Below are 22,487 nucleotides of genomic sequence, written 5' to 3'. Positions count from 1 at the left end.
GACTTACATAAAAAACTATGACTAAGAAGAACACTTTTATCAGAATTATTTTCCTTACTTTGACAGCAATTTGTCTCATATATTCCGTGAGCATTTATCTGGTAGCAAGCGGGACTTTTTCTTTTGTAATATGGCTTGCAGGCGCAGCATTTTTTGCACTGCTATGGTTTTTATCAGGAAAAGAGCGGTGGAACAAAATCCCCAAAGCGCTACGGATTATAATGACTTCATTAGTTGCTATAGGAGCCGTGGTTTTTATTATCTGCGAGGGCATGATACTAAGCCATTTTAACGACAAGGGCGAAGAGAATCTTGATTACATCATCGTCCTCGGGGCTCAGATGAGGGACTTTGGACCCAGCATCATTTTCAAATACAGACTCGATGCTGCGCGTGATTATCTTGAGAAAAATCCGAATACGATATGTATTGTCTCGGGAGCGCAGGCTGCGAATGAGCCTGTAAGTGAGGGCGAAGGCGGAAGGGACTACCTGATATCGCTGGGAATCCCGGAGAACCGGGTTATCGCTGAAACAAAGGCTGTTGATACAACAGAGAACATAGCCTACTCACTGGAAATGATCGGAGATGAGGCTTTGGAAAAAGATCTGAAAATCGGGATAGTTACGAACAACTTCCATGTTTTCAGAGGTGTACAACTTGCAAAATCAATGTGTGATGAGGAGATATGCGGAATCGCGGCATACACGAGACCGTGGTATCTCCCCAACAACATGGTCAGAGAGTGCTTCGGGATAATAAGAGATTTTAGAATCATGTTCTAAAAACAACGATATTACGACAATGGTTATCGCAGAACTCGCCGACATGCCATTTGCGATTAAATCGCCGCACTCGCTGACTTCACATTCTGAGGAATGTTCAATTTATATATTTCTTCTGCGGCGAGGCGCACCTTGGCCACATTGATGCTCTTATCCTTGGGGAAGCAGTAGTACTGCTCGTTCATGTTGCCGATGCTGATTATGTCACCGATTTCGTACCAGTAATAGTCTGCATAGAGCGAATAGGAAATCTTTGCAGATTGCTGATAGTCAAGCTCTCCGCCGCAGCCTGTGAGGGAGAAGCCGTTCTTGTTATGTATAAGACGTCCCTCTCCGACGCGGTAAGCAGCATGAGTATCTTTCACAACAATGATGTCTACGGGAATGTCCAGATAGTATCTGCCATCTGTGACTTCCTTTTTTATGCAATCACGTTCCCACCTGTACCAGTCTGATACATATGAAAAATCGTAGCCTCCCTGTGGCATAGATACGCCCAGAGTTTGGCATTCAAGCTCGCCGCTTTCCGCAAGCTCCCAGTTTGTATGGCATGAGCTGCAGACAAGCGTGATACCGCTTCCTTTCAGAACGCGCTCTTTTCCGCAAACAGGGCATCTGAAAAGGACTCTTTCAAGACCGTCGGCCCTGAAAGGCTCTGTGATTTTGATCCCATTTTCACGCTGCCAGCGCCAGTGGTCGAAGGAAAACTCTTTTTTTATAATGTCGCCCAATTCGCCGGCACTCATGCTCTCAATTTCAGAAGGTGAGAGCAGATACTTCACTTTGGCGGTGACCGTCACATCGCGCTTTTGCAGCCCGTTATAGAGCGGATCACGATGAAAAGCGCCGGTGGTTGTAACCATGATAACAGGCACCTTGAAGAGCTTCAGACTTTTGCCGATGCTCGAAGGAAGGCCTGTTGCTGTGCCGTCGAAGCTGTAGCTAGCCTCAGGGTACATGAGGACAGACTCCTTCAGATCTTTGAAGCAGTACATCATATCCTTCACCAGCGGAAGATCCGTGATAAACTTGCGGGCAGGTATGCATCCCAGACGCCTAAGAAGCCACTCTTTTCTCACAAAGCCGTCCAGCGTCGTTACGATATGGAACGGCCTGTCTGCGAAAATCGTCGCTGCAATCTCAAGGTCAGTACTCGATGAATGGTTCATCAGAATCAGGCAGGGCTCGTTCTTTCCGAGTTTCTCCATGCCCTCTGAAGTATAGGAAAAAACGGCAATCCTCGAGATCCTTTTTGGATACGGTTTTCATAAGAAACTTCCAGAAGGCAGTCTGCCTGCAGGGCTTCTTGTTCTTGTATGGATTAAGAGCGGAGACCTCCGCGTAGCTCTTGGATTTGGTCTTGATCTTCATTGAAAACTCCCCCAACAAAACAATACATTTTAATATAGTAATAATAACACATTTGGCAGATGAATCTTGTATAATTGATTTATGTGAATTCGATATATGTGAGTTCAGCTTAGACGCTTTGAATGCGTAGCTGAATGGAAAGAACAGGGGGATACATAATGGCTTCAAATACTTCAAAAAGTCTCAGAAATTCAGTGCTTTATCAGATTTTTGTTCGTAATTACAGCAAGGAGGGAACCTTTGCACAGGTGGAAGCGGATCTTGACCGTATCAAGTCGCTTGGCACAGACATAATTTACCTGATGCCGATTCATCCCATCGGAGAAAAGGCGAGGAAGGGCTCGCTCGGCTCGCCCTATGCGATCAGCGATTACCGCGCGGTGAATCCGGAGTTCGGAACGCTGGAGGATTTTAAGAACCTCGTGGGTGCTATCCATAAGAAGGGAATGAAGTGTATCATCGATGTCGTCTATAATCACACGTCACCTGATTCTGTTCTGGCAAAAGACCATCCGGAGTGGTTTTTCCATAAAGAGGACGGCTCCTTTGGCAATCATGTGGGCGACTGGAGCGACATCATAGATCTCGACTACACCAATGAGCAGCTCTGGGATTACCAGATAGAGACGCTGATGTACTGGGCGAAAATCGTTGACGGTTTCCGCTGCGACGTGGCGCCGATGGTTCCGATAGAATTCTGGGAGAGAGCAAGAAAAGAGGTGGCACAGGTCTGCCCCGACTGCATCTGGCTTGCTGAGTCGGTGGAATATTCCTTTTTGACTTATCTCAGGGGCTGCGGCATAACTGCGCTCAGCGACGGTGAGATTTTCAGAGCCTTCGATCTCAGCTATGACTACGACGTATATCCAAGTCTTGCAGGATACTTATGCGGTGAGAAGGAGCTGAAGGATTATCTTGAGGGACTTAATCGCCAGGAGGTCATCTATCCCGCGAATTATATTAAGCTCCATTTCCTTGAAAACCACGATCAGACCAGAGCGCATTTCCTGATTCCGGATGAAAAGGCGCTCAGGAATTTCACGGCGTTCCTGTTCTTCCAGAAGGGAATCCCGTTCATCTACGCGGGCCAGGAGTTTGGAGCATCCCACCTGCCAAGCCTCTTTGATAAGGATACGATTTCACTTAGACCTGAAGACGGCATAGATATGACTGATTTCATACGCACGCTCAGCTTTATTAAAAAGGACGCGATTTTCGCAGATGGAATATTTGAGTGCAAAGCATCCGAGAATGATACAGTAGTTGCAACCCTCACACATGGTGAGAAGAAGGCTGTAGGTGTGTTCGCACTTAAGGCACAGACCTCAAACGTCCGCGTGCCGCTTCCAGACGGGATTTACAAGAACCTCATAGACGGCAGCGATGTGGAAGTATTCCGCGGCGGACTGCAGTGCTACGGAGAGCCGATGATAATATTAAAATGATTATTTGATTTTTCTTATAAAACCGCTTGTGGCATATTCTTTTTATTGACGCAATCATATAAAAGATGTAAAATGATGCACGGTGCGTTAAGTGTGATTATGCCACGAGGGGTTTATATTAGATGAATATAAATACATTCAAAAGGAAATCGATTATTCTCGCAGCAGCAGTATGTGCTGCATCACTTTTTTTACCCATAAACGATTATAAAATAGAAGCAAAAGCCGAAACGAATATTTCTGCAAATTTTCCGACCAATGATATTCCGGAGCTTCCTGAGCCTGAGGTAAAACAGCTTGAAACCGTTGATAAAGGCGCACTGGGGATTAGACCGCGTAACATGCCTAATCTCAATAGCGGAGTAAAGACCGGACTTCACTATACATACCTTGATGACACAGAGAAAAAACTATACAGAGCACTTATTGCAGCCTGTGATCATGTTGCTCCATATGAGACAGAGAACATATCGATAGATAGTGAATATGTAATACCGCTGGTTCTGAACTCATCAAGCAAGTTTAGTTATACAACACTTCAATATCATAGGGCAGTATATGCGGCCAAATATGATCACTGCGATCTGGTTCAGTTGCAGCTATGCAGTATTCATTTCTATTGGCAGATCACATCATATGGGTCTTCTACAAAGCTGTATAACCACTATGTTTATCTTAAGTCAGAAGTACCTTCTTATGATCAGGCAAAATTTAATCAGATGACTGCTGAGCTTCAGGCAAAAAGGAGAAATATCCTTTCCGATAGCTCTGTACAAAATGCTGCCGGAATTATTGGAAAAGAGCTGGCAGTTCACGATAAACTCATAGACATTAATACATATGATTATGAATGTGCTAATACGGACAATCATTATGATATCGGGCAGACTGCGTATGGAGCGCTGGTAAAGGGAACTTCTGTCTGTGAAGGTTACGCTATGGGGCTTGTCTATCTCCTTGAAGGGATAGATGTTGACTCAATGGTTGTAATAGGAAATGCAGGAGGTTTACATGCCTGGAATATTGTGAAAATCGACGGCTCCTGGTATGAAACCGATCCGACCTGGGATGATTATGAACCTGAATCATCGCGTCCTGAGGAATTTGTAAGAGAAAGATCACATGCTTATTATCATCTTACAACAGTGCAGATAACTGCTTATAAAAAAACAATCTCAGCAGGTGGTTACAGAACCGTAATAGATAACACGCATATCAGGACTTCAGAATCGGAAAATTATCCGGAGGCGACAGCTACAAAGTACTCATATGAAAATGTTAAGAAAATAGTTGGCGGCGAGGGTACCGAAGTCAGCAATGTTCCTGTAACGGGAGTAAACTTTTTATCAGATAAATTGAAGGTATCAAAGGGAACGACAGGAACGCTTGATGTACAGATAATACCTTCAAATGCAACAGATAAAACTCTTTTCTATGAAAGCTCCGATGATGAAGTTATTACTGTGGACCAAAGCGGAAATTATACAGCATTAGTGCCGGGATATGCAACGATAACAGTAAGGACACCCGATGGTAAGAACAGCTCAAGTATTGAGGTTGCTGTATCTGATGAATCAGGAAAATATCCGGTAAAGTCACTTCAGTTATCTGCAAATTCAGTAAAAGGATATGTTGGCGATCAGGGTATATTGACCTGCACTTTTGAGTCAGAGGATCCTTCAAAGAATAGTCTGATATGGACTACGTCGGACAGCGACGTTGTGAGCATTGAGGATTTAGGCGAAGGAAAAGCGAGATATACCATAAATAATAGTGGCTATTCTACAGTAGAAGTTAAGTCTGATGATGGAAAATGTAAGGCGACCTGTAACTTTAATGCTTCCATAAGGCAGGTAAAGGTAACTCTTGATTATAACTACGATGGTATAAAAAGAGAGAATACATTATATTATGGAGAAAAATACGGCTACACATTATCCGGATGTTACAGGGATGGCTATAACTTTGAAGGTTGGTATACAGACAGGACAGGTGGAGAAAGAGTAACAAGTTCTTCAACGGTCTCTGTGAAAACCGAGCATACATTATATGCACGCTGGAAAGTTCAGGCGTTTACTATGTATTTTTATACAGGTTCCGGACGGTTCCCGGATGGAACAAGTACCTATAGGCTATCTGTAAATTACGGAGAGACGATAGATTTTTCTTCTGTGCCTACGCCTGTTTGTCAGGGATTTGAGTTTGCCGGATGGGCAGATTATTATAACAATGTTATTCCCAGTGACAGTATTGCCACCGGTAGTCAAGAATTTTATGCCAAGTGGCTCGAAGTAGGATTTGAAATTACATTTGATGCTAACGGCGGATCGTTCTCAAATGGTGAGACCACTATTACCGGGATATATCCTGTTTATAACTCGCTGTCTGAAAGAGATTACGAAGTACCTGTAAGAGAAGGCTATGAATTTTCCGGATGGGCAGAAAAGCCGAATGGCCTTGCTGGCAATAGGTATGTTTATACAACACAAAATATGACATACTATGCTGTTTGGCAGGAGCCATACAGCGGGTACGAAAGTTCAGAGGAAGAGCAAAACAACACGTATTCCAATAATTCGGAAAATGAAAATGCAGACTATTATCAGGAAGAAGATTTTGAAAATTCTTATATAAACAATTCTCATGAAGAGAATTATGATAATCCTTATGCAAATAATTCTTCCGAAGAAGATATGGGAAATGACCAGCTAATTATTTTCGATAATAACGAAAATGATAATCTCATATCATCCAACAATTGTAACTACGAAATAACAGGCTCAGAAAATGTTACTGCGGTTTCTGAAGATAGTGACGCGACATCTGTAGTAATAAGTGATACGATTTCACATAAGGGTAAGAACTATACAGTTACCGAAATCAGAAGTAATGCATTTAGAAATCGAACAAAGCTTAAGAGTCTTGTTGTTGGAAGAAATATTCAAAAGATTGGATCCGGTGCATTTAGTGGGTGCAAGAACCTTGGAAAAATAACAATAAGGGGTAATAACCTAAAATCCATTGGTTCAGGAAGCTTTAGGGGAATCAAAAAAGGCGCCAGAATCACGGTGGTTTGTAAGGATAAAAAGACGTACAATAAGCTTGTTAAGAAACTGAAGAAAGCCGGTGCTAAAAAAGCAAAGTTCAAATTCAAAAAGGGTTAATGGTTGATAACATTTGAAATGAGGGGAAAGATGAGAGTAATCAACCTGGAAGACAAACCGATTAAGCACAGAAAAATTTGCAACGAGCTCGAAAAGGTTCGCATTAAGGAAGACGATATCGACTGGGTAACCAATCTTGAGGACGGAATAGAGAAAATCCGGGAAGCAATCGAGAGTGGAAAGCCTTACGACATTGCGGTCACCGATATGTACTACCCGGAAAGACCAGGCTCGGGAGATGCTCCCTCCGGAGAGGTCTTTATATCAAAAATGAAAGAGTTTGGTATAGACATCCCGATCATTCTCATATCGTCGCAGAATCTGAGGGTTCCCGGAATCCTGGGAACAGTCTATTTTTTGGAAAACAGCGACTGGGAAGATGATTTGCAGATGCTGGTTAGGAAGATACAATAATGATTATTCAGACAGGCTCGCGTACCGACATTCCTGCTTTTTATGCAGACTGGTTTGCAAATAGGCTGAAAGAGGGATATGTATACGTGCGAAATCCCTACAACATGACTTATGTCACCAAATTCATATTGCATCCGTCGGTGGTGGATCTCATAAGCTTTTGCTCCAAGAATCCCGCGCCGATGCTGAAGTATCTTGATCTCCTAAGACCCTATGGGATGTACTGGTATGTGACTATCACCGGTTATGGAAAAGATGTTGAGCCAAATGTCCCGGAGATTCCCGAGGTTATTGAGACCTTCAAGAGACTCTCTGAATTTGCGGGAGTAGACTCCATGGGATGGAGATATGACCCTATTTTCCTGGATGAAAAATATACGAGAGATTATCACCTCACGAAGTTCTCGGAGATCGCAGCTGCGCTTGACGGCTACACTGAAAACTGCGTCATAAGCTTCATCGACATATATCAGAAGGTGAAGAAGAATTTCCCGGAGGCAAAGCCACTTGAAAAAGCGGATCGCTTGTATCTGGGCGAACGCATGGCGAAGATAGCAAGAGAGCACGGTATGACACTTCGCCCCTGCAGCGAGGGCAATGAGCTTGAGGTATTCGGTGCCGACTGCAGTGGCTGCATGACACAGCCTATTTATGAAAAGGCGATCCATAACACGATGGTCTTCCCCAAGGTGAAAAACGCCAGGAATACCTGCGCATGCTTCCTTGGAAACGACATCGGAATGTACAACACCTGCCTTCACATGTGCCGCTATTGCTACGCAAACTACGACGTGGAGACGGTTATGAAAAATAACGCCAATCACGATCCGGACTCGCCGCTCCTTATCGGCAACATCAGACCGGAAGATGAGGTTCATGCTGTTGAGCAGAAGAGTTGGATTGACGGGCAGCTGTCGTTGTTTAATATGTTTTGATGGAAAAGAGAATATAAAGGTAAATTGCAGGCAGTAGATCATAGATTTGGTCTACTGCTTTTTCGATTTCTAAAAGATGGATAATCATTTTTTGCAATTATGATGAAATGTAATCTTGTATGTGAGAAAATTAAGTGTCTGCGTGATTTGTTTGTGCTTTGTGAAAAAATTGGAGAAAGATAATGTTTACATATCTAAGAATGAGACAGGATTTTCTTAATGATTTAAACAGGATGAGAGAAGAAATCAGTTCATTGGAGGGTGATAATATTCCGGAAATAATAAATGGGATGCGCAATGAGATTAACGATCAACTGAGAATTCGAAATTTTAGTGTTTCAGATTATAGAACATGGTTTCCTTCAATGGAATTATTTGAGGACATCATGTATGAGTTGGGAGATGATATAGGAATATCATTTGAGTATATGATGGACTATCGCATGCCTGGCCAAACTGAAGAAGGGTTAAGCGGATATAATAAGAGAATTGACGTTATTGTAGGTGGATATGATAAGGATGGCCAGAAAACGTTAGTTGTTGTTGAGATGAAAGGATGGGGAGGTGAGTACGATAATCAAAACCAAAATCATCATCTCACATATATAAATGATGTTGGAATATCATATTGGGGAAGGGGGGATGAAGATAATCCGGCTAAAGAGGTTAAGGAATATTGTGATCAACTAAGATTGGATAATCAGGCAATTGTTTCAGGCGATATACGGATAATTCCTGTAGTATGGATGTATAATTTTGATTATCAGAATCAGATAATAGATCAGAATGTAGAAATTGATGTTATAAGATATGAAATTGAACAAAGATATAATACTAACGGAGAAATGAAGGTTTTTTATAAGAACCAGAGAAGTGAGGTTTTAGAATTCTTTATTGATATTTATAAAAGACAGAATGACATATTTTCAGAATTTAGAAAGGGGTTTGAAATACCGCCACTACATGAAAAGATTGGTGAAATTCTAAGAGGGGGATACAATATTAAACTTCGCTGCGATCAGAAAGCCTGCCTTGATGATATCAAAAGAAGGATTAGTGAAAATGAGACAGGTGTATTACATATTGAGGGAAGAGCTGGAAGTGGTAAAAGCGTTGTAGCTATTGAGGTTTTGAAATATTGCAGAGAAAATGATTTTAGTGTTGAATACTTGATTTCTGAAGGAGCACCGGTTAACGCATATAACGATACTTGCCCGGGGGTGTGTACCTTGGCGAACCAATATACAGAAACAGATAACCCTGCTCGTGTCATTATTTTTGACGAGGGGCATAATATTTTTCCATCGACCAAAAGGATATTTGAAAGAATTCAAGATAGGTCACTAATAATATATTTTTATGATCCTTATCAAAAAACAGGGAATTCAATATTTGACCGGGGGCAAATAAGGGCGGACTATAGACTTACTTCGCAATTTCGCTGCAACATGGATGATGGGTATCTTAGTTTTATTGATGGGATTTTAGATAATGTAGATGATGTTTTTCATACGGCTACATATCTGGATTTTGATGTTAAATTAGTTAGAAATAAAGATTCATTATTAAATCTTGTAAATGACAATAATTATGTAATATTGACTGGTCCGGAATATGCTGCCAGAGATAGGGTTATAAGATTGAGTGAAATTGATGAGGAGCAAATTATTCAACAATGGCCGGTAAGGTATGATAATGTTTTTTTGCAAAATAATGTTTCGGAAGATGGAAGCAATTTATACAGTGGAGTTAATTCGATAAGAGGTTTAGAAACAGATCATACAATTGTATATATAGCAGATGATGATTTACCATTTGATGCTCAGAATAATCATCTGGGTGGGGATGAATGCGTGAAAAATGCCTATCGCGTTATGTTAACCAGAGCTATGAAATCATGCTATATATATTGTGAAAATAATGCTTTGCGTAATTATTTACATGACATCAAAAAGATTCAATATATAAGAACTATATGAAAAGGCTGGATATAATCTATTTCGCTAAATAGGATGCATAAAAATACCCTCAGATTTTCTGAGGAAAATTTTAAGAAAGGCTTAAGATTTATAAAAAGGAACTGGAAATTCCTGGCAATTGATTTTTTCTCAAGTATCCATTGTTTGATAAGTTGTGAGCTGTTCTGTATTCTAAGTACAGAAGATGATTCTGCAGACATTTTCCGAGAAACAGCAAGTTTGGACGGTTGATGAAAATAATCGGGAAAGGGAAAAACATGAAAAACAATTTGGGTTCAAATATCAGGAACTTTAGAAAAAACAAAGGTTTTACACAGGAAGAACTGGCGGGGATGCTCGGAGTTACTCCTCAGGCAGTAAGCAGGTGGGAGTCGGAAGCGGGGCTGCCGGACATCTCGATGGTTGTGCCGATTGCACGGGCACTCAATGTCACAACCGATATGCTGCTTGGATATAATGCCGCTGACAAAGATGATTACCTTGTGGAGACTGTAAAGAACAAAGTTGAGAATATGTACGATATCTCCGATACCGGGGGAAGCGCTTTGAAAAGGACGGAGTATCTTGCGGGTGAAGTCAGCAGAAATCCGATGAATTTTGACATAAATCTATTGTATGTTCAGCAGGTGGCAGGACTTAGCTATTACATTGATATGGAGGGACTGCTGTCTGACAACCCCGAGAGAGCAAATGATATCCTGGAAGACGGAATAAAGAAGGGTGTAAACATAATCAGATATTCCGACTGTAGGAAACTCGTTGAAAAAGCTCATTGTGCGCTGGCCTGGATATATATTCACAGAAAAGATTTTGAAAATGCCAGAGAGCATATCAATGTGTTGCCAAGTCTTGATATGACAAGCATCAGGGAACTGCTATATTCTGAGCTCATGTTCTTTGAGCATGGCTTTGATGAGATGAAGGATAATTTTACGGCGACCAATAAGATGCTGTGCGCTATCCTGCTTAGGCAGTTCAAATGCATGTTGGAAAACTATGCGTACTGGGGCAAAACTGATGAGGCGCTGCGGAATCTTGAGTGGTGCAGGAAGGTCATCGAAGCGTATTCGACGATTCCGGAATATACGACTGATGATATGAAACACTTCTGGAAGAAGTATTATTACAACCTCGTGATCGCATACGACAAGGCCGGAGAGAAGGAGAAAGCAAACGAAATCTGCGAGGAATATCTGAAAACGATAAGCACGCAGAATGAGTATTCTAAAGAGGAATACGAATCCATTGCAAAGGAATTCAGAGAGAGGATATACCAGCTGTGATATCATTCCGCTATCGGAATGAGAGAATTAAGGAATATATCCAACTGGTCCGATTCGTGGTCTGACAGACCTGCTCGTATATGTGAGGTGTCATACACGGCGTTGTAGGGCTCGTAACCTTCTATGCAAAAAAGTGTGTCATCAGTTGCTTCCAGATTCTGCATCTCGGCAGTCGTTCGGTTGTAATAGTGATGGCATACATTAAAAACTTTTTCATCATCGGAAAGAAGTGCATTGTAGAACTGCGGATCTTCCGATACATCGTATGCTATATCATTCCAGGTGGAATCTACTTCGTACCACTTGCCGGAGATCTGGACAACGTTCCATGCGTGAGTGTCAGTGTCGTACTCCGATGATGGTATTGAGTGCGCGGCGCCGGTCACATAACCACAGGGGATTCCTGCCCGGTGCAGAAGGTATTCAAAAGCAAACGAGTAACCTCCACAGACGGCATGGTTTGGACGCCCCTCAGAATCGCACACGAGCGCTCCATACGCTGTGTGACCAAGATCCCAGGTCTCATCAGTATCATTCAAAATTGGATCATCGTAGGTAACAACATCAATGAGCTTGTCATGAATGGCAAGCTCTATTTCTTCATCTGTTCCTGTTAAATCTATATCTTCTAAAAAGTCTGAAGCAGCTTCTTCGAACGCTGCTATCTGTTCATTCTCTGAAGGGTCTACCACTTCTATTTTAATGAAATAAATTATGTGGTTTCGCATTTCTAACGTTCTGTAATCTACAGCACTGGTATCCGTAAAAAGAAAGAAATATTCCGGGTGATCATAACACATTGCATAGTAGATATCCCAAAGGAGACGATCTTCTCCAAACTTCTCCAGCGTATCTTTTGAGAAAACAATTGCACTTTCATATTCTTCCGCAGACCTGTTCTCGACAAGATCCATGAAAAGGTTGTAAACATTTTTATCTGCGTCGCTAAGATTTTGATATAGTACGAAAATATCATCATATTCATCGGGAACGATGGGGGCATCATAATTTAGTGTCTTTCCATTTGTGGATCTCAGAGAAAAGATAACGTTCGGCGGAAGAGAGAAAATCCCGGAAGTGTCGCTCTGCATCATCCTATAACCCAAACAAAGACCTATTACCAGAAAAAGAGCGAGAATAATTAATGGAAGATGTGAGTGCTTCTGACTCTTCTTATCTTCGTGGTTGGGGCTGATGCTGTTGTTAGTGAAATTATAACTGTCATTTTTCATAAGATAATTTTATTCCTGATTACGCCAAGTTGACAACGTATATCAAGTTGCGATTATAAAATAGAAATATATTGTAAATATAATATAAATATGTTATTGTGATTTTTGGTGTGAAAAAAGAGTTGGTGTAACTATCACTATTTTCATATCATGAGGGAACAACGTTATGAACAAGAACTGTTTCAGAAACACAATTTGTAACAGGCTTTTATCCTTTAGCCTTGCCTTTGCACTTTGCATGGGAGCATTCGCAGGGTTTTCTATTACATCCCATGCATCGGCAGACGCCTATAACCAGCTTAAGGCTGGACTTGAAACTATAAAAGAAAAAGACAGCTATGATACTGAAGATGTACAGTATGTATGGTTTGACAGACACCTTGTTGAGAATTCGTATGAATTATATTGTCTCCTGGAACAGCTTACCGAGGATGAGTACAACCAGCTTGCCAAGGATATGGAGTATAATGCACTATTTCATTACTCCGATGACACTTACAAATGGTCAGAGAAACCGGAAGATAAGAAGAGCCACCTATATGAGGTGTACGGAACATACAGTGAATGCATGAAGTATGTTGGCGAGCAAAAAAAGAAGCTCGAAGAAGAGGAAAAGGCACGTCAAGATGCTATATCTAATGCTATAAGTCAAACAGATGAAGCAATTCCTGGTCTCCCAAACAATTCAAATAATAATAATTCTAACACAGATAACAGTAATGCTGCTGATAATCAGTCAACATCAGGTTATCGCGAAGGTTCACCAAAATCCATACTCGGAACACCAAACTGGGCAGATGCGGACAGCAAGGAAGCCATGTTTGGGAGAATACGTGGAGAAAGCTGGTTCTGGACTGCAAAAGAACTTGAAGAAGACGGATGGCTTGCACCTGTCGGAACACAGTTCTGGGAAAAAGGAGACATGATCCATTACCGCGTGACCAAAGCCGGAACAGGAAGTACTTTTGGTGAAGTACAGATCATCGGATATGAATCATGGGACACACCCAGTGATTCAGAATGGGAAAATGCAACCACATCAGATATATGGGCCATGAATGGTCCCCAAAGAGGTATTGCGTCCAACTCAACAAGGTTCAGCGTTAACGCAATCTCAAATTATATCGATGACTGCCGTATGGATAATAGTCGTGTCGGCGGAGGAATGGTCAGACTAGGAGATCCCAGTAACAGATATACATCTCTTGAAAATAACAAACTTGCAGAGTTTGATTTCAGAATGTTCGCATACTGCCGTTACAACCATGAATGGTTCATTGTGACCAGTATTGCACCCGGAGCTTTCAAGAACAGAAGCGATATACGTTATGCGTATATACCCGATTCTGTAAAGGAAATCCCTGCTGACTGTTTCAAAAACTGTAAGAACCTTAAAGTCGTTGCGTGGGGATCCAATGCACTCAAAGCTTATGAAAAAGATGACATCTTCAAAAGAAGCTGCCCCATCACCTCAAAGACCAAGAAACGCATAAGAAAAGGTGCATTTTCCGGATGTACAAAACTGAAAGAGTTCCAGCTTTACGGGGCTTATGCTGAAATCAAAATCGACAAGAACGCTTTTAAGAAAGACAAAAAGCAGATTACAGTAAAGACTTACGAACAAGGATCTTATGCCAAGAAATTCATCAAGAATATTTCAGCTAAAGGCAAAGCTAAAAAGAAAGCTAAGACCAAATGGGGTGTTCCGTATAGAGATAGTTGGGATGCGAACTTAACAAATGAGCCATTCAAAGGCAAATCCAAGAAATCTTCCAAAAAAAAGAAGTAATTCTTACAGAGACAAGGAAACGATGAGCGTTTCCTTGTCTTTTTGTTTACAGAATGATTTTTTGTACATGCCCCCAAAGACCGTTGTATATTCTTTGGATTTTTTATGCGAAACGATAACTTCCAAGCGCCCCATGTATATCCACAAAGCCGTTAAGTGGGATGAACAATAAATCAGGAAGAAGGCCTGAGGTTTGTTGCACATGGCAAAGTATAGATACAACAAATCATGAGGATTCTTCAGATTTATTGTATGTGAAAAAACGCCTAACAACAAACTAAGAAGAATCATCCGGAATTGTTGTGTCTACAGAAAATAGAAACAACAAATATATAAGAATTAGTTGATTTATTGTTCCAGAGAAAAATGGATACAACAAACGGAGAGGAAACAGGCGAAATTGTTGTTCTTGCAGAAAATAGATACAACAAATATAGAAGAATTAAGTGAATTTATTGTACTCGCAAAATATGGGTACAACAAATCAAGAAGAATCAAACTCATTTATTGCACCAATAGAAAATTAGCCATCGAGCGGAGCGGAGACCGAACTTAGAATACGTAAATTATTTAAAAGCGGGTGATGGGGCGGCTGAGCGCCAGTGGCGATCATCTTAGCCGCCGACCGAGCCGGCAGGCGAGATAAGAACAATAGTAAATCGGGGAGAGCGGGTGATGGGGCGCTGCTCGTCCGGGGGACGAGCGCTTAGCGCCGACCGGAGCGGAGCGGAGACCGAACCATGGGTTCGAGGGCTCCGCTCCCTTAACAAAAATAACCTAGGTCATACGACCTAGGTTATTTTGTTAAGCGGGTGATGGGAATCGAACCCACGTATCTAGCTTGGAAGGCTAGTGTTCTACCATTGAACTACACCCGCATGTACAATATTGAATTTAAATCGGGGTGACAGGATTCGAACCTGCGACCTCCTGGTCCCAAACCAGGCGCTCTACCAAGCTAAGCCACACCCCGTTTGGAAGCGTTTTGTTCATTACCTGACCCGCAACGCAAGTACGATTATATATCCTTATCAAAGTAATTGTCAACACGATTTTGAAATTTTTTTCAAAAAAATTTTCCACATAAATTAAAAAGCTATAAAACATCCTGAATAAAGGGAAAACAATAGGGTAAAATCCGCCTGATGATGATATCATAATAATACATAAAAGGTGGATATAACAACAATGGACAATGAAAAAGAATCGGTATTTTTAAGTGACAATATGATGACCACGGCCTGCATCATCGCTGTATGTGCAAGCCTTATGACCATATTCCTCGTTCGCACCGTAGATGATAAGTTCATCATGTTCGAGGATATCCTCAAGCTCGTTACAATTTGCTGTACTTACGTAGCATACAAGAGATTCAGCTGGGATGTTACCAAGGGCCTCATGGGCGGCGTGCTGTTTTGCCTTATGTACCAGGAAGCCCATCTTGTACTTGAGCAGCTCTGGGGTAAGGAAGACTTCGACACCTACCTGATCATCGGCGTTCAGGGAAGCATATACCTTGCGGCAGCAGGCATGTCCTTCATAATGACGATCATCATCACCATCAATCATTTCATTATTAACTATGCGAAAAAAGGCAATCCCGAGAATGTAATCCTTAACAGAATGGCGATTGTCTATAAAATAGTTGTCACTATAGTTATGATCATCGCAAACAGCAAGCTTACCTTTGCCAAGACAATCCTTTGGGAAAATGGACTTAGGTACATCACAGATATCGCGATAATTCTTCTTATCATCAGCATTGAATCCAAGATGGATTCCTTCAAGGTGCTCAGGGAAGAACTCCTCAAACAGAAAAAAGAGAGGAGGAAGAGCAAATGACCTTGAGAAAACGACTTACCGGAATCTGGCTGATGGCGATGGCACTGCTTTCATTTGGAGCTTATACAACCTTCTTTGTTGCGCAGATGTCGGCACCCTACATCGTTTACTGGACGCTTCCGATTTTCCAGAGTATAGCGCTTGTGATTTATTTGTGGGGACCTGATAAGATCAGATTAAAACCGCTAAGGCTCATGTACAGACTTTGTTATGCAACTTCCTTCCTGGTTATTCCGGCGTTTGTATTTATATTCATGGGACTGATATCCCAGTATCATGTGAATATAAAAGAGAGCATAGATGCGCGAAATATTCCTGTGAAAGATATCCTTCCGGGGGATGAGACGCTTATTTTCAAAACCGATAAGGTTTACGTGTTTTTTCCTGAATATACCACGGTGGATCTCGAATGCGGGAAACGCCCGTCAAAATCCGATGAATCGATCACCTGGTGCTGCGGCGCCGCTTTTCAGCATGCTGTGCAGATAAAGTTCGCCCAGGATAACATTGAGGGGGATCACGCATCCCACGGCGAATTCTACGACAGCCCCTATGACAGGGATGCGGACGGAGCCTTCACTTTTGCAAACGGCAAATTTGGATTTGAATTTGAAAATAAAACCGAGGCAGTTCAGGAAGCAGCCAAGGCGGGTGGCAGCGGCTTTATGCAGCTTGCCATGATAAAAGACAAAAGAAATGTCATGAATTTCGACAGACCGAGAGCCAGATGCTACAGGGCTCTTGCGGAACTTAACGGGAACCTTTGCGTGATAGATTCCGTAAAAATGATGCATTTTAATGAATTTATGTCAGAGCTTAGAAGGCTTGGCGTAACTAACGCAGTGTACATGGACATGGGCGCAGGCTGGAACTACTCCTGGTACAGAAGCGCGAATGGAAAAGTGCGAACACTCTTTGGGCTTCCTGTGCCGTGGTCTCACAACTGGATTGTCTTCAGGAAATAAGTAAGGATAGAGAACGTAAGCTCTTTAAGAACTGTAAGGCGGATGAATATTATGAATCATACCATGGATTATGTAAATATAGGAATATCGTCGTTCCTACTGGCGATAGTTGGCATCAAGCTTTTCGGAGACATCCACATGAGGAAGAATGCCAACAAGGAAAGAGGCCAGTTTACCAAAATGCTCATTTCGGATATGCTTATGCTTATCTCTGTTCTTGCTGTGAAAATTGTGGTATGCCAGGACTTTGATAACGACGAGCTGGTGCTTATTACCAAAATTGCATATTCTGTATATTTTATCGCTTTTTATTCACTCCTTGGATTTTACGGAATATATGTTTCATATTATATTTCGAGGCGATGCGGCAGAAAGCTTGAGATGAAGAAGTTTGTAATACCGCTGGCCACAATATTTTCCATATTTTGGGTGGTTTGCCTCTTTTACGGTTTTGTAGTATCCTTCGATGGAATCAATTTTGAAAAGGGACCGCTTTACTTTGCGGGCCAGGTCGGCGGCTATCTGATCATTCTTCTTGTCCTTGTCTACATGATTGTTTATAGAAAATACCTCAAGAAGGATAATGTCATTGCGCTTTTGTCCATCGTATTTTTTCCGCTTATCGGAGTAATACTCAGGGCATTCGTGCCGGGAATCGAGATCATGCCCTACATGATCTGCCTGTCTCTTATTCTTATGGATAATACCTTCCAATATGAGCAGGAGAGGCTCCTTCTTGAGCAGGAGGATAAAATATCCAGAGACAGAATCAAGATCCTTCTGACACAGATCAAGCCGCATTTTTTATATAACGTGCTGAACTCGATCTATGTCCTTTGTGAAAAGGATCCCGAAAAGGCACAGGAGGCCATCGGAAGATTTTCGGATTACCTTCGCGGAAACTTAAGTAACCTTGAAAAGGAGGACTGCATCACCTTCCTTAGGGAGATGGAGCATGTCACCAATTACCTCAGCCTTGAGAAGATGCGTTTTCGTGAAAAGCTGACCATCAAATACGATATCAAAGACGAGAGCTTCGATATTCCGGCCCTTTCGGTGCAGCTGCTTGCGGAAAATGCCGTTAAGCACGGAATCCATAAAAAAGAAGAGGGAGGAACGGTTAGGATTGAAAGCTATTCCGATTCGGAATACTATTATGTGATAGTGGAGGATGACGGAGTCGGATTTAACCCCGATGAGTACAAAGAGGGCGACGGGCTTCACATAGGCCTTGATAATCTTAGGGAGAGGCTCCTTAGAATGTGCGGCGGACACCTTGTTGTTGAGAGCACTCCGGGAGTCGGAACGAAGTCGACCATCACGATCCCCCGTGGATCTAATTAAAAAGGAGTAATGAAAAAATAATGCGAATAATTGCAATTGACGATGAGGACCTTGCGCTTGAAGGCTGTATGAGTGCCATAAAAAAAGCGATTCCGGGTGCCCAGGTTGAGGGATTTACCAGTGGAAAGGCCGCTCTTGAAAAGGTTGTGGATATAAAACCACAGATAGCTTTTCTTGATGTGGAGATGAGAACGGACAACGGCGTGGAAGTTGCGAAAAGACTGCAGGTAATAAATCCAAGAATCAATATAATTTTTGTCACGGGCTATTCTGAATATATGAAGGAAGCCTTTGCGCTCTATGCCAGCGGATATATTATGAAGCCTGTTACGCCTGCCAAGATTAAGAGCGAGTTTGAACACCTGAGGTTCCCAATAGAGGCAGAAAAAAATGCAAAGCTGCGAATTCACACCTTCGGGGAGTTTGAGGCCTTTACAAAGGACGGGCTGCCGCTTGAATTTGCTTACAGTAAGACCAAGGAACTCCTTGCGGTTCTGATTGATGCCAACGGAGCGATGAGAACCTTTGATCAGATCATGGATAGAATCTGGCAGGATGAGGATGATCCCAGCGGCCACAGATCCTATATGAGAAACCTCTTTGCCGATATGAGCAGAATATTTAACGAAAACGATTGCGTAAATGCTCTTATAAGAAGGCGCGGCGAGGCCGGAATTAATAAAGAATATTTTGACTGCGATTATTTCAATTATCTCGCGGGACAGCGTGAAGACTCGGGTTTCGCGGGTGAGTACATGAATCAGTACAGTTGGGCGGAGCCGACACTTGGAAAATTATGTCAGCTTTCCGATGATTTTTGGTAAAAACGTTTCAGTAAAGTCTGGGAAGCCGCATAAACAGTGAACTTAAACGTTGTGACACTTTTGTGACGCATAATATGAGACAATAAAGTCCCAAATGATTTCCTCTATTATATAGTTCCCTCTATAATAATTAAGGATGGGAAGAGCGCTTGCATTGCAAGCGCTTTTTTCATGCCTTTTTTGATGTTTTTTAATATTTGGGGTTGATAAAATACATCAAGTGTATTATTATGTATAAAACAAAGTGATTAATGAATAAATATGCAATAATTCATGAATAAAACTTGTATAAAGAAGGAGGCTATTATGAAGAAGAAACTTATCTCAGCTATTTTAATCGGAGCTATGACTTTTAGCATGACAGCATGCGGCGGCGCATCTAAGGATGCAGAAGCTCCCGCACAGACAGAGCAGAGCGCAGAGACAGCAGAGAGTACAGAAGCTACCGAGGAGGCAGCAGGCGAAGAGGCTTCTGCAAGCGCAGAGATTTCCACAGTTACACCCGGAAAGCTCACAGTAGCAACATCACCCGATTTTGCACCTTATGAATTTTATGCAGTAGGCGATGACGGAACACCTACTCTTGCAGGTTTTGATATTGCACTTGCTCAGTACATCGCAGATTATCTCGGACTTGAGCTCGAGGTAGTACCGGTTGACTTTGACGGTGTTCTTATGGAGCTTCAGACTAAGGCAGTTGACCTTGGAGTTGCAGGACTTTCACCCGATCCGAAGCGTGAATCCATCATGGACTTTTCAGATATCTATTATGAGGGAGGTCAGTCCTTCGTATGTCTTCAGTCCAATAAGGATAAGTTCACAAGCCTTGAGGATACCAATAACCCTGATATCGAAGTAGGCGCTCAGACAGGTGCCATCCAGGTTGACCTTGCACAGGCTAACAGCCCTGATGCAGAGCTTATCCAGTTGACAAAGGTTACAGATATTATTGCAGAGCTTCTTGCAGGTAAGCTTGACGGTGCATACATCGAGACAGCAGTTGCAGAGAGTTATGCCAAGAATTATCCCGAGCTTTGCGTAGTACTTGATGTACCTTATGACGGAGCAGAGGGTTCAGCTATCGGTGTCAGCAAGGGCAATGATGCTCTTAAGGCCGGCGTTAACGAGGCAATTGCCAAGGCTAAGGCAGAAGGAAAAATGGATGAGTTTGTAGCAACAGCTAACGAGCAGGCTTCAGGCGAGATTATCGAGGGACTTCTTGATCAGTAATAATTGATCGGATTGAAAAACAAGAATGCGAACCCGGAGATGTCATGTTTCCGGGTTCGTTTAATTTTGCGGAAATGTTCTGCATTTTCACCCGGGTTTTATGATATATTAGAAATGACACATTAACATAATTTCGGAGATAAAAATACGTTATGGACAGTTTTATACAAATTGAGAATTTTTCAAAAATCTCACCTTATGCTTCACTATTCTGGCAGGGCATGGCGGTTACGATCATGCTTTCGCTTTTCACCGTGGCCATTGGTTTCGTGTTGGCACTTATTCTTTCGGCAATGAGAATGACAAAGTTCTATCCTCTTGCATTTCTTGGGCTCGATAAGGATGGACATCAGAAGGAGAAAGGAATCGGTGTAACAATCGGAAAGTTAAATCCGATAAGCTTCCTTGCGACTGCTTATGTTGAGATTTTGAGATCGACTCCCGTTATCGTTCAGGTGGCGATCATCTACTATGGCGTATTCGGAGCGCTCATAGAACTTCCCAATTTTACATTTCTTGGATTTATTAAATTCGAGCGATTTTTCCCCGGAGTTGTGGCTCTTGGTATGAACTCTGGTGCATACCTGTGCGAGATCATGAGATCCGGTATTCAGTCGATCGACGGCGGTCAGACTGAGGCTGCGAGATCTCTTGGTATGAGCCAGTTCCAGAATATGAAATATATCATTCTTCCGCAGGCGATAAAGAATATTCTTCCTGCGATTGCGAATGAGTTCGTTGTTATCATCAAGGAGTCAGCGATAACCTATACCATCGGCGTTCAGGATATTATGTCTGCGGTTAACGCTGTGCGCGGTGCAACCTTCATTATTATCGAGCCTTTGCTTGTGGCAACAGCAATTTATTTCTGCCTGTGCTTCCCTACAAGTAAGGTAATCGCATATTTCGAAAGGAGGATGAGCCGTGGAGACAAGAGATAAGCTTATACAGATTACAAATCTTGAAAAACATTATAATTTCGGAAAAATCAAGGCTCTCGACGGTGTGACCGTTGACATTGATAAGGGCGATGTCATGGTTGTTATCGGGCCTTCGGGAAGCGGAAAATCGACTTTTCTTCGCTCACTGAATCTCCTTGAGGAGCCCACGGGCGGCGCAATTATTTTTGATAATGTCGATATCACCAAGAAGAAATACAAAGATGAAAACGGTAAGTGGGTGAAGGTGAATATGGATCTTCACAGGCAGAAGATGGGAATGGTTTTCCAGCATTTCAATCTTTTCCCACACAAGACAATAATGGAGAACATGATTCTCGCACCTGTTAAGGTTAAGCATATGCCGGAGGATGTGGCAAAGAAAAAGGCGTACGATCTTTTGGGCCGCGTAGGTCTTTTTGACAGGGCAGACGCTTATCCGATTCAGCTCTCAGGCGGTCAGAAGCAGCGTATAGCTATCGTCAGGGCACTTATGATGGAACCCGAAGTAATGTTGTTTGATGAGCCTACTTCCGCCTTAGATCCGGAGATGGTCGGCGAGGTTCTTGATGTTATGAAGCAGCTGGCAGACGAGGGTATGACGATGGTTGTGGTAACTCACGAGATGGGCTTTGCACGCGAAGTGGGTAACCGTGTGCTTTTCATGGCTGACGGTAAGCTTCTTGAGCAGGGCTCTCCCGATGAGATTTTCAACCACCCCAATCACCCGCGCCTTAAGGAATTCCTGAGCAAGGTGTTATAAATTCAGGGACGCACGCAGCGTAAGCAGCAGAAATTTGTGTTTTCGTCTGCGTCGTGGTTTATAAGAAATATAAAAATAATGGATTCCTTCTTTCACGTTGTTCAAAGCAGTCGGAACCCATTATTTTTATATTTTATAAACCATCTCCTCGTCCGAGACCTACAAATTTCTGCTGCTTATGCTG

Annotated in this window: 18 protein-coding genes and 2 tRNA genes; 15 read left to right on the top strand and 5 right to left on the bottom strand. The window is 42.3% G+C overall.

What is annotated here, in order from left to right; translation table 11 throughout:
* Positions 1-17: 17 nt before the first annotated feature.
* On the top strand, positions 18-785 hold the full coding sequence (locus tag G596_RS0114305) for a YdcF family protein (RefSeq protein WP_022762518.1): 768 nt from the start codon (positions 18-20) through the stop codon (positions 783-785).
* A gap of 56 nt (positions 786-841) precedes the next feature.
* Here the strand turns inward: G596_RS0114305 and G596_RS0114300 are convergent, their stop codons facing one another.
* Positions 842-1,954 carry a hypothetical protein gene (locus G596_RS0114300; protein ID WP_022762517.1) on the bottom strand — a complete coding sequence of 371 codons (1,113 nt, stop codon included), beginning with the start codon at positions 1,952-1,954 and terminating at the stop codon, positions 842-844.
* Entirely contained in the window at positions 1,932-2,156 is a 225-nt protein-coding gene (locus G596_RS0114295) for a hypothetical protein (RefSeq protein WP_022762516.1), read from the bottom strand. Before G596_RS0114295 ends, G596_RS0114300 begins: the two co-directional genes overlap by 23 nt.
* A 158-nt stretch (positions 2,157-2,314) precedes the next feature.
* Here G596_RS0114295 and G596_RS0114290 point away from each other — a divergent pair, with 158 nt between their 5' ends.
* From G596_RS0114290 to G596_RS0114265, 6 genes are all read left to right on the top strand, one after another.
* The gene (locus G596_RS0114290; protein WP_022762515.1) at positions 2,315-3,601 is read left to right on the top strand and encodes an alpha-amylase family glycosyl hydrolase; all 1,287 of its coding nucleotides are present in this window, start codon (positions 2,315-2,317) and stop codon (positions 3,599-3,601) included.
* A gap of 122 nt (positions 3,602-3,723) precedes the next feature.
* Complete coding sequence (locus G596_RS0114285) at positions 3,724-6,765, top strand: InlB B-repeat-containing protein (RefSeq protein WP_022762514.1); 3,042 nt, start codon at positions 3,724-3,726, stop codon at positions 6,763-6,765.
* Positions 6,766-6,795: 30 nt separating this feature from the next.
* Positions 6,796-7,179 (top strand): hypothetical protein, encoded by a 384-nt coding sequence (locus G596_RS0114280; RefSeq protein ID WP_022762513.1) that lies wholly within the window; start codon positions 6,796-6,798, stop codon positions 7,177-7,179.
* Complete coding sequence (locus G596_RS0114275) at positions 7,179-8,114, top strand: DUF1848 domain-containing protein (protein ID WP_022762512.1); 936 nt, start codon at positions 7,179-7,181, stop codon at positions 8,112-8,114. The genes G596_RS0114280 and G596_RS0114275 overlap by 1 nt, the downstream gene beginning before the upstream one ends.
* Positions 8,115-8,314: 200 nt before the next feature.
* Positions 8,315-10,093 carry a DNA/RNA helicase domain-containing protein gene (locus G596_RS0114270; RefSeq protein ID WP_196805232.1) on the top strand — a complete coding sequence of 593 codons (1,779 nt, stop codon included), beginning with the start codon at positions 8,315-8,317 and terminating at the stop codon, positions 10,091-10,093.
* Positions 10,094-10,350: 257 nt separating this feature from the next.
* The gene (locus tag G596_RS0114265) at positions 10,351-11,376 is read left to right on the top strand and encodes a helix-turn-helix domain-containing protein (RefSeq protein WP_022762510.1); all 1,026 of its coding nucleotides are present in this window, start codon (positions 10,351-10,353) and stop codon (positions 11,374-11,376) included.
* A 2-nt stretch (positions 11,377-11,378) separates the two neighbouring features.
* Here G596_RS0114265 and G596_RS0114260 read toward each other — a convergent pair whose 3' ends face one another.
* Positions 11,379-12,608 (bottom strand): transglutaminase domain-containing protein, encoded by a 1,230-nt coding sequence (locus G596_RS0114260; RefSeq protein ID WP_022762509.1) that lies wholly within the window; start codon positions 12,606-12,608, stop codon positions 11,379-11,381.
* Positions 12,609-12,774: 166 nt separating this feature from the next.
* Between G596_RS0114260 and G596_RS0114255 the strand changes: the two genes are divergently transcribed.
* Complete coding sequence (locus G596_RS0114255; RefSeq protein ID WP_022762508.1) at positions 12,775-14,397, top strand: leucine-rich repeat protein; 1,623 nt, start codon at positions 12,775-12,777, stop codon at positions 14,395-14,397.
* Positions 14,398-15,204: 807 nt separating this feature from the next.
* Here G596_RS0114255 and G596_RS0114245 read toward each other — a convergent pair.
* Positions 15,205-15,275, bottom strand: a tRNA-Gly gene (locus tag G596_RS0114245).
* 21 nt (positions 15,276-15,296) lie between these two features.
* A tRNA-Pro gene (locus G596_RS0114240) sits at positions 15,297-15,370 on the bottom strand.
* A gap of 200 nt (positions 15,371-15,570) precedes the next feature.
* On the opposite strand from G596_RS0114240, the gene G596_RS0114235 reads away from it, so the two are divergent.
* The 7 genes from G596_RS0114235 (at position 15,571) to G596_RS0114205 (ending at position 22,303) form a co-directional block, all read left to right on the top strand.
* Positions 15,571-16,239, top strand: coding sequence for a hypothetical protein (locus G596_RS0114235; protein WP_207637798.1), 669 nt, complete (start codon positions 15,571-15,573; stop codon positions 16,237-16,239).
* A complete protein-coding gene (locus G596_RS0114230; RefSeq protein WP_022762506.1) occupies positions 16,236-17,204 on the top strand; it encodes a hypothetical protein in 969 nt (322 codons plus the stop codon). The genes G596_RS0114235 and G596_RS0114230 overlap by 4 nt, the downstream gene beginning before the upstream one ends.
* Positions 17,205-17,255: 51 nt before the next feature.
* Complete coding sequence (locus G596_RS23960; RefSeq protein WP_022762505.1) at positions 17,256-18,548, top strand: sensor histidine kinase; 1,293 nt, start codon at positions 17,256-17,258, stop codon at positions 18,546-18,548.
* A 20-nt stretch (positions 18,549-18,568) separates the two neighbouring features.
* Positions 18,569-19,372 carry a response regulator gene (locus G596_RS0114220; protein WP_022762504.1) on the top strand — a complete coding sequence of 268 codons (804 nt, stop codon included), beginning with the start codon at positions 18,569-18,571 and terminating at the stop codon, positions 19,370-19,372.
* 306 nt (positions 19,373-19,678) lie between these two features.
* A complete protein-coding gene (locus tag G596_RS22315; protein WP_022762503.1) occupies positions 19,679-20,602 on the top strand; it encodes a transporter substrate-binding domain-containing protein in 924 nt (307 codons plus the stop codon).
* Positions 20,603-20,754: 152 nt separating this feature from the next.
* Positions 20,755-21,543, top strand: a complete 789-nt coding sequence (locus G596_RS0114210) for an amino acid ABC transporter permease (RefSeq protein WP_022762502.1) — start codon at positions 20,755-20,757, stop codon at positions 21,541-21,543.
* Positions 21,527-22,303, top strand: a complete 777-nt coding sequence (locus G596_RS0114205) for an amino acid ABC transporter ATP-binding protein (protein ID WP_022762501.1) — start codon at positions 21,527-21,529, stop codon at positions 22,301-22,303. The genes G596_RS0114210 and G596_RS0114205 overlap by 17 nt, the downstream gene beginning before the upstream one ends.
* Positions 22,304-22,487 lie beyond the last annotated feature (184 nt).

The organism is Butyrivibrio sp. AD3002, assembly GCF_000420905.1.
Lineage (GTDB): Bacteria > Bacillota > Clostridia > Lachnospirales > Lachnospiraceae > Butyrivibrio.
The sequence above is the reverse complement of the archived record's forward strand: the minus strand, read 5'-3'. Positions and strand labels throughout refer to the sequence as shown.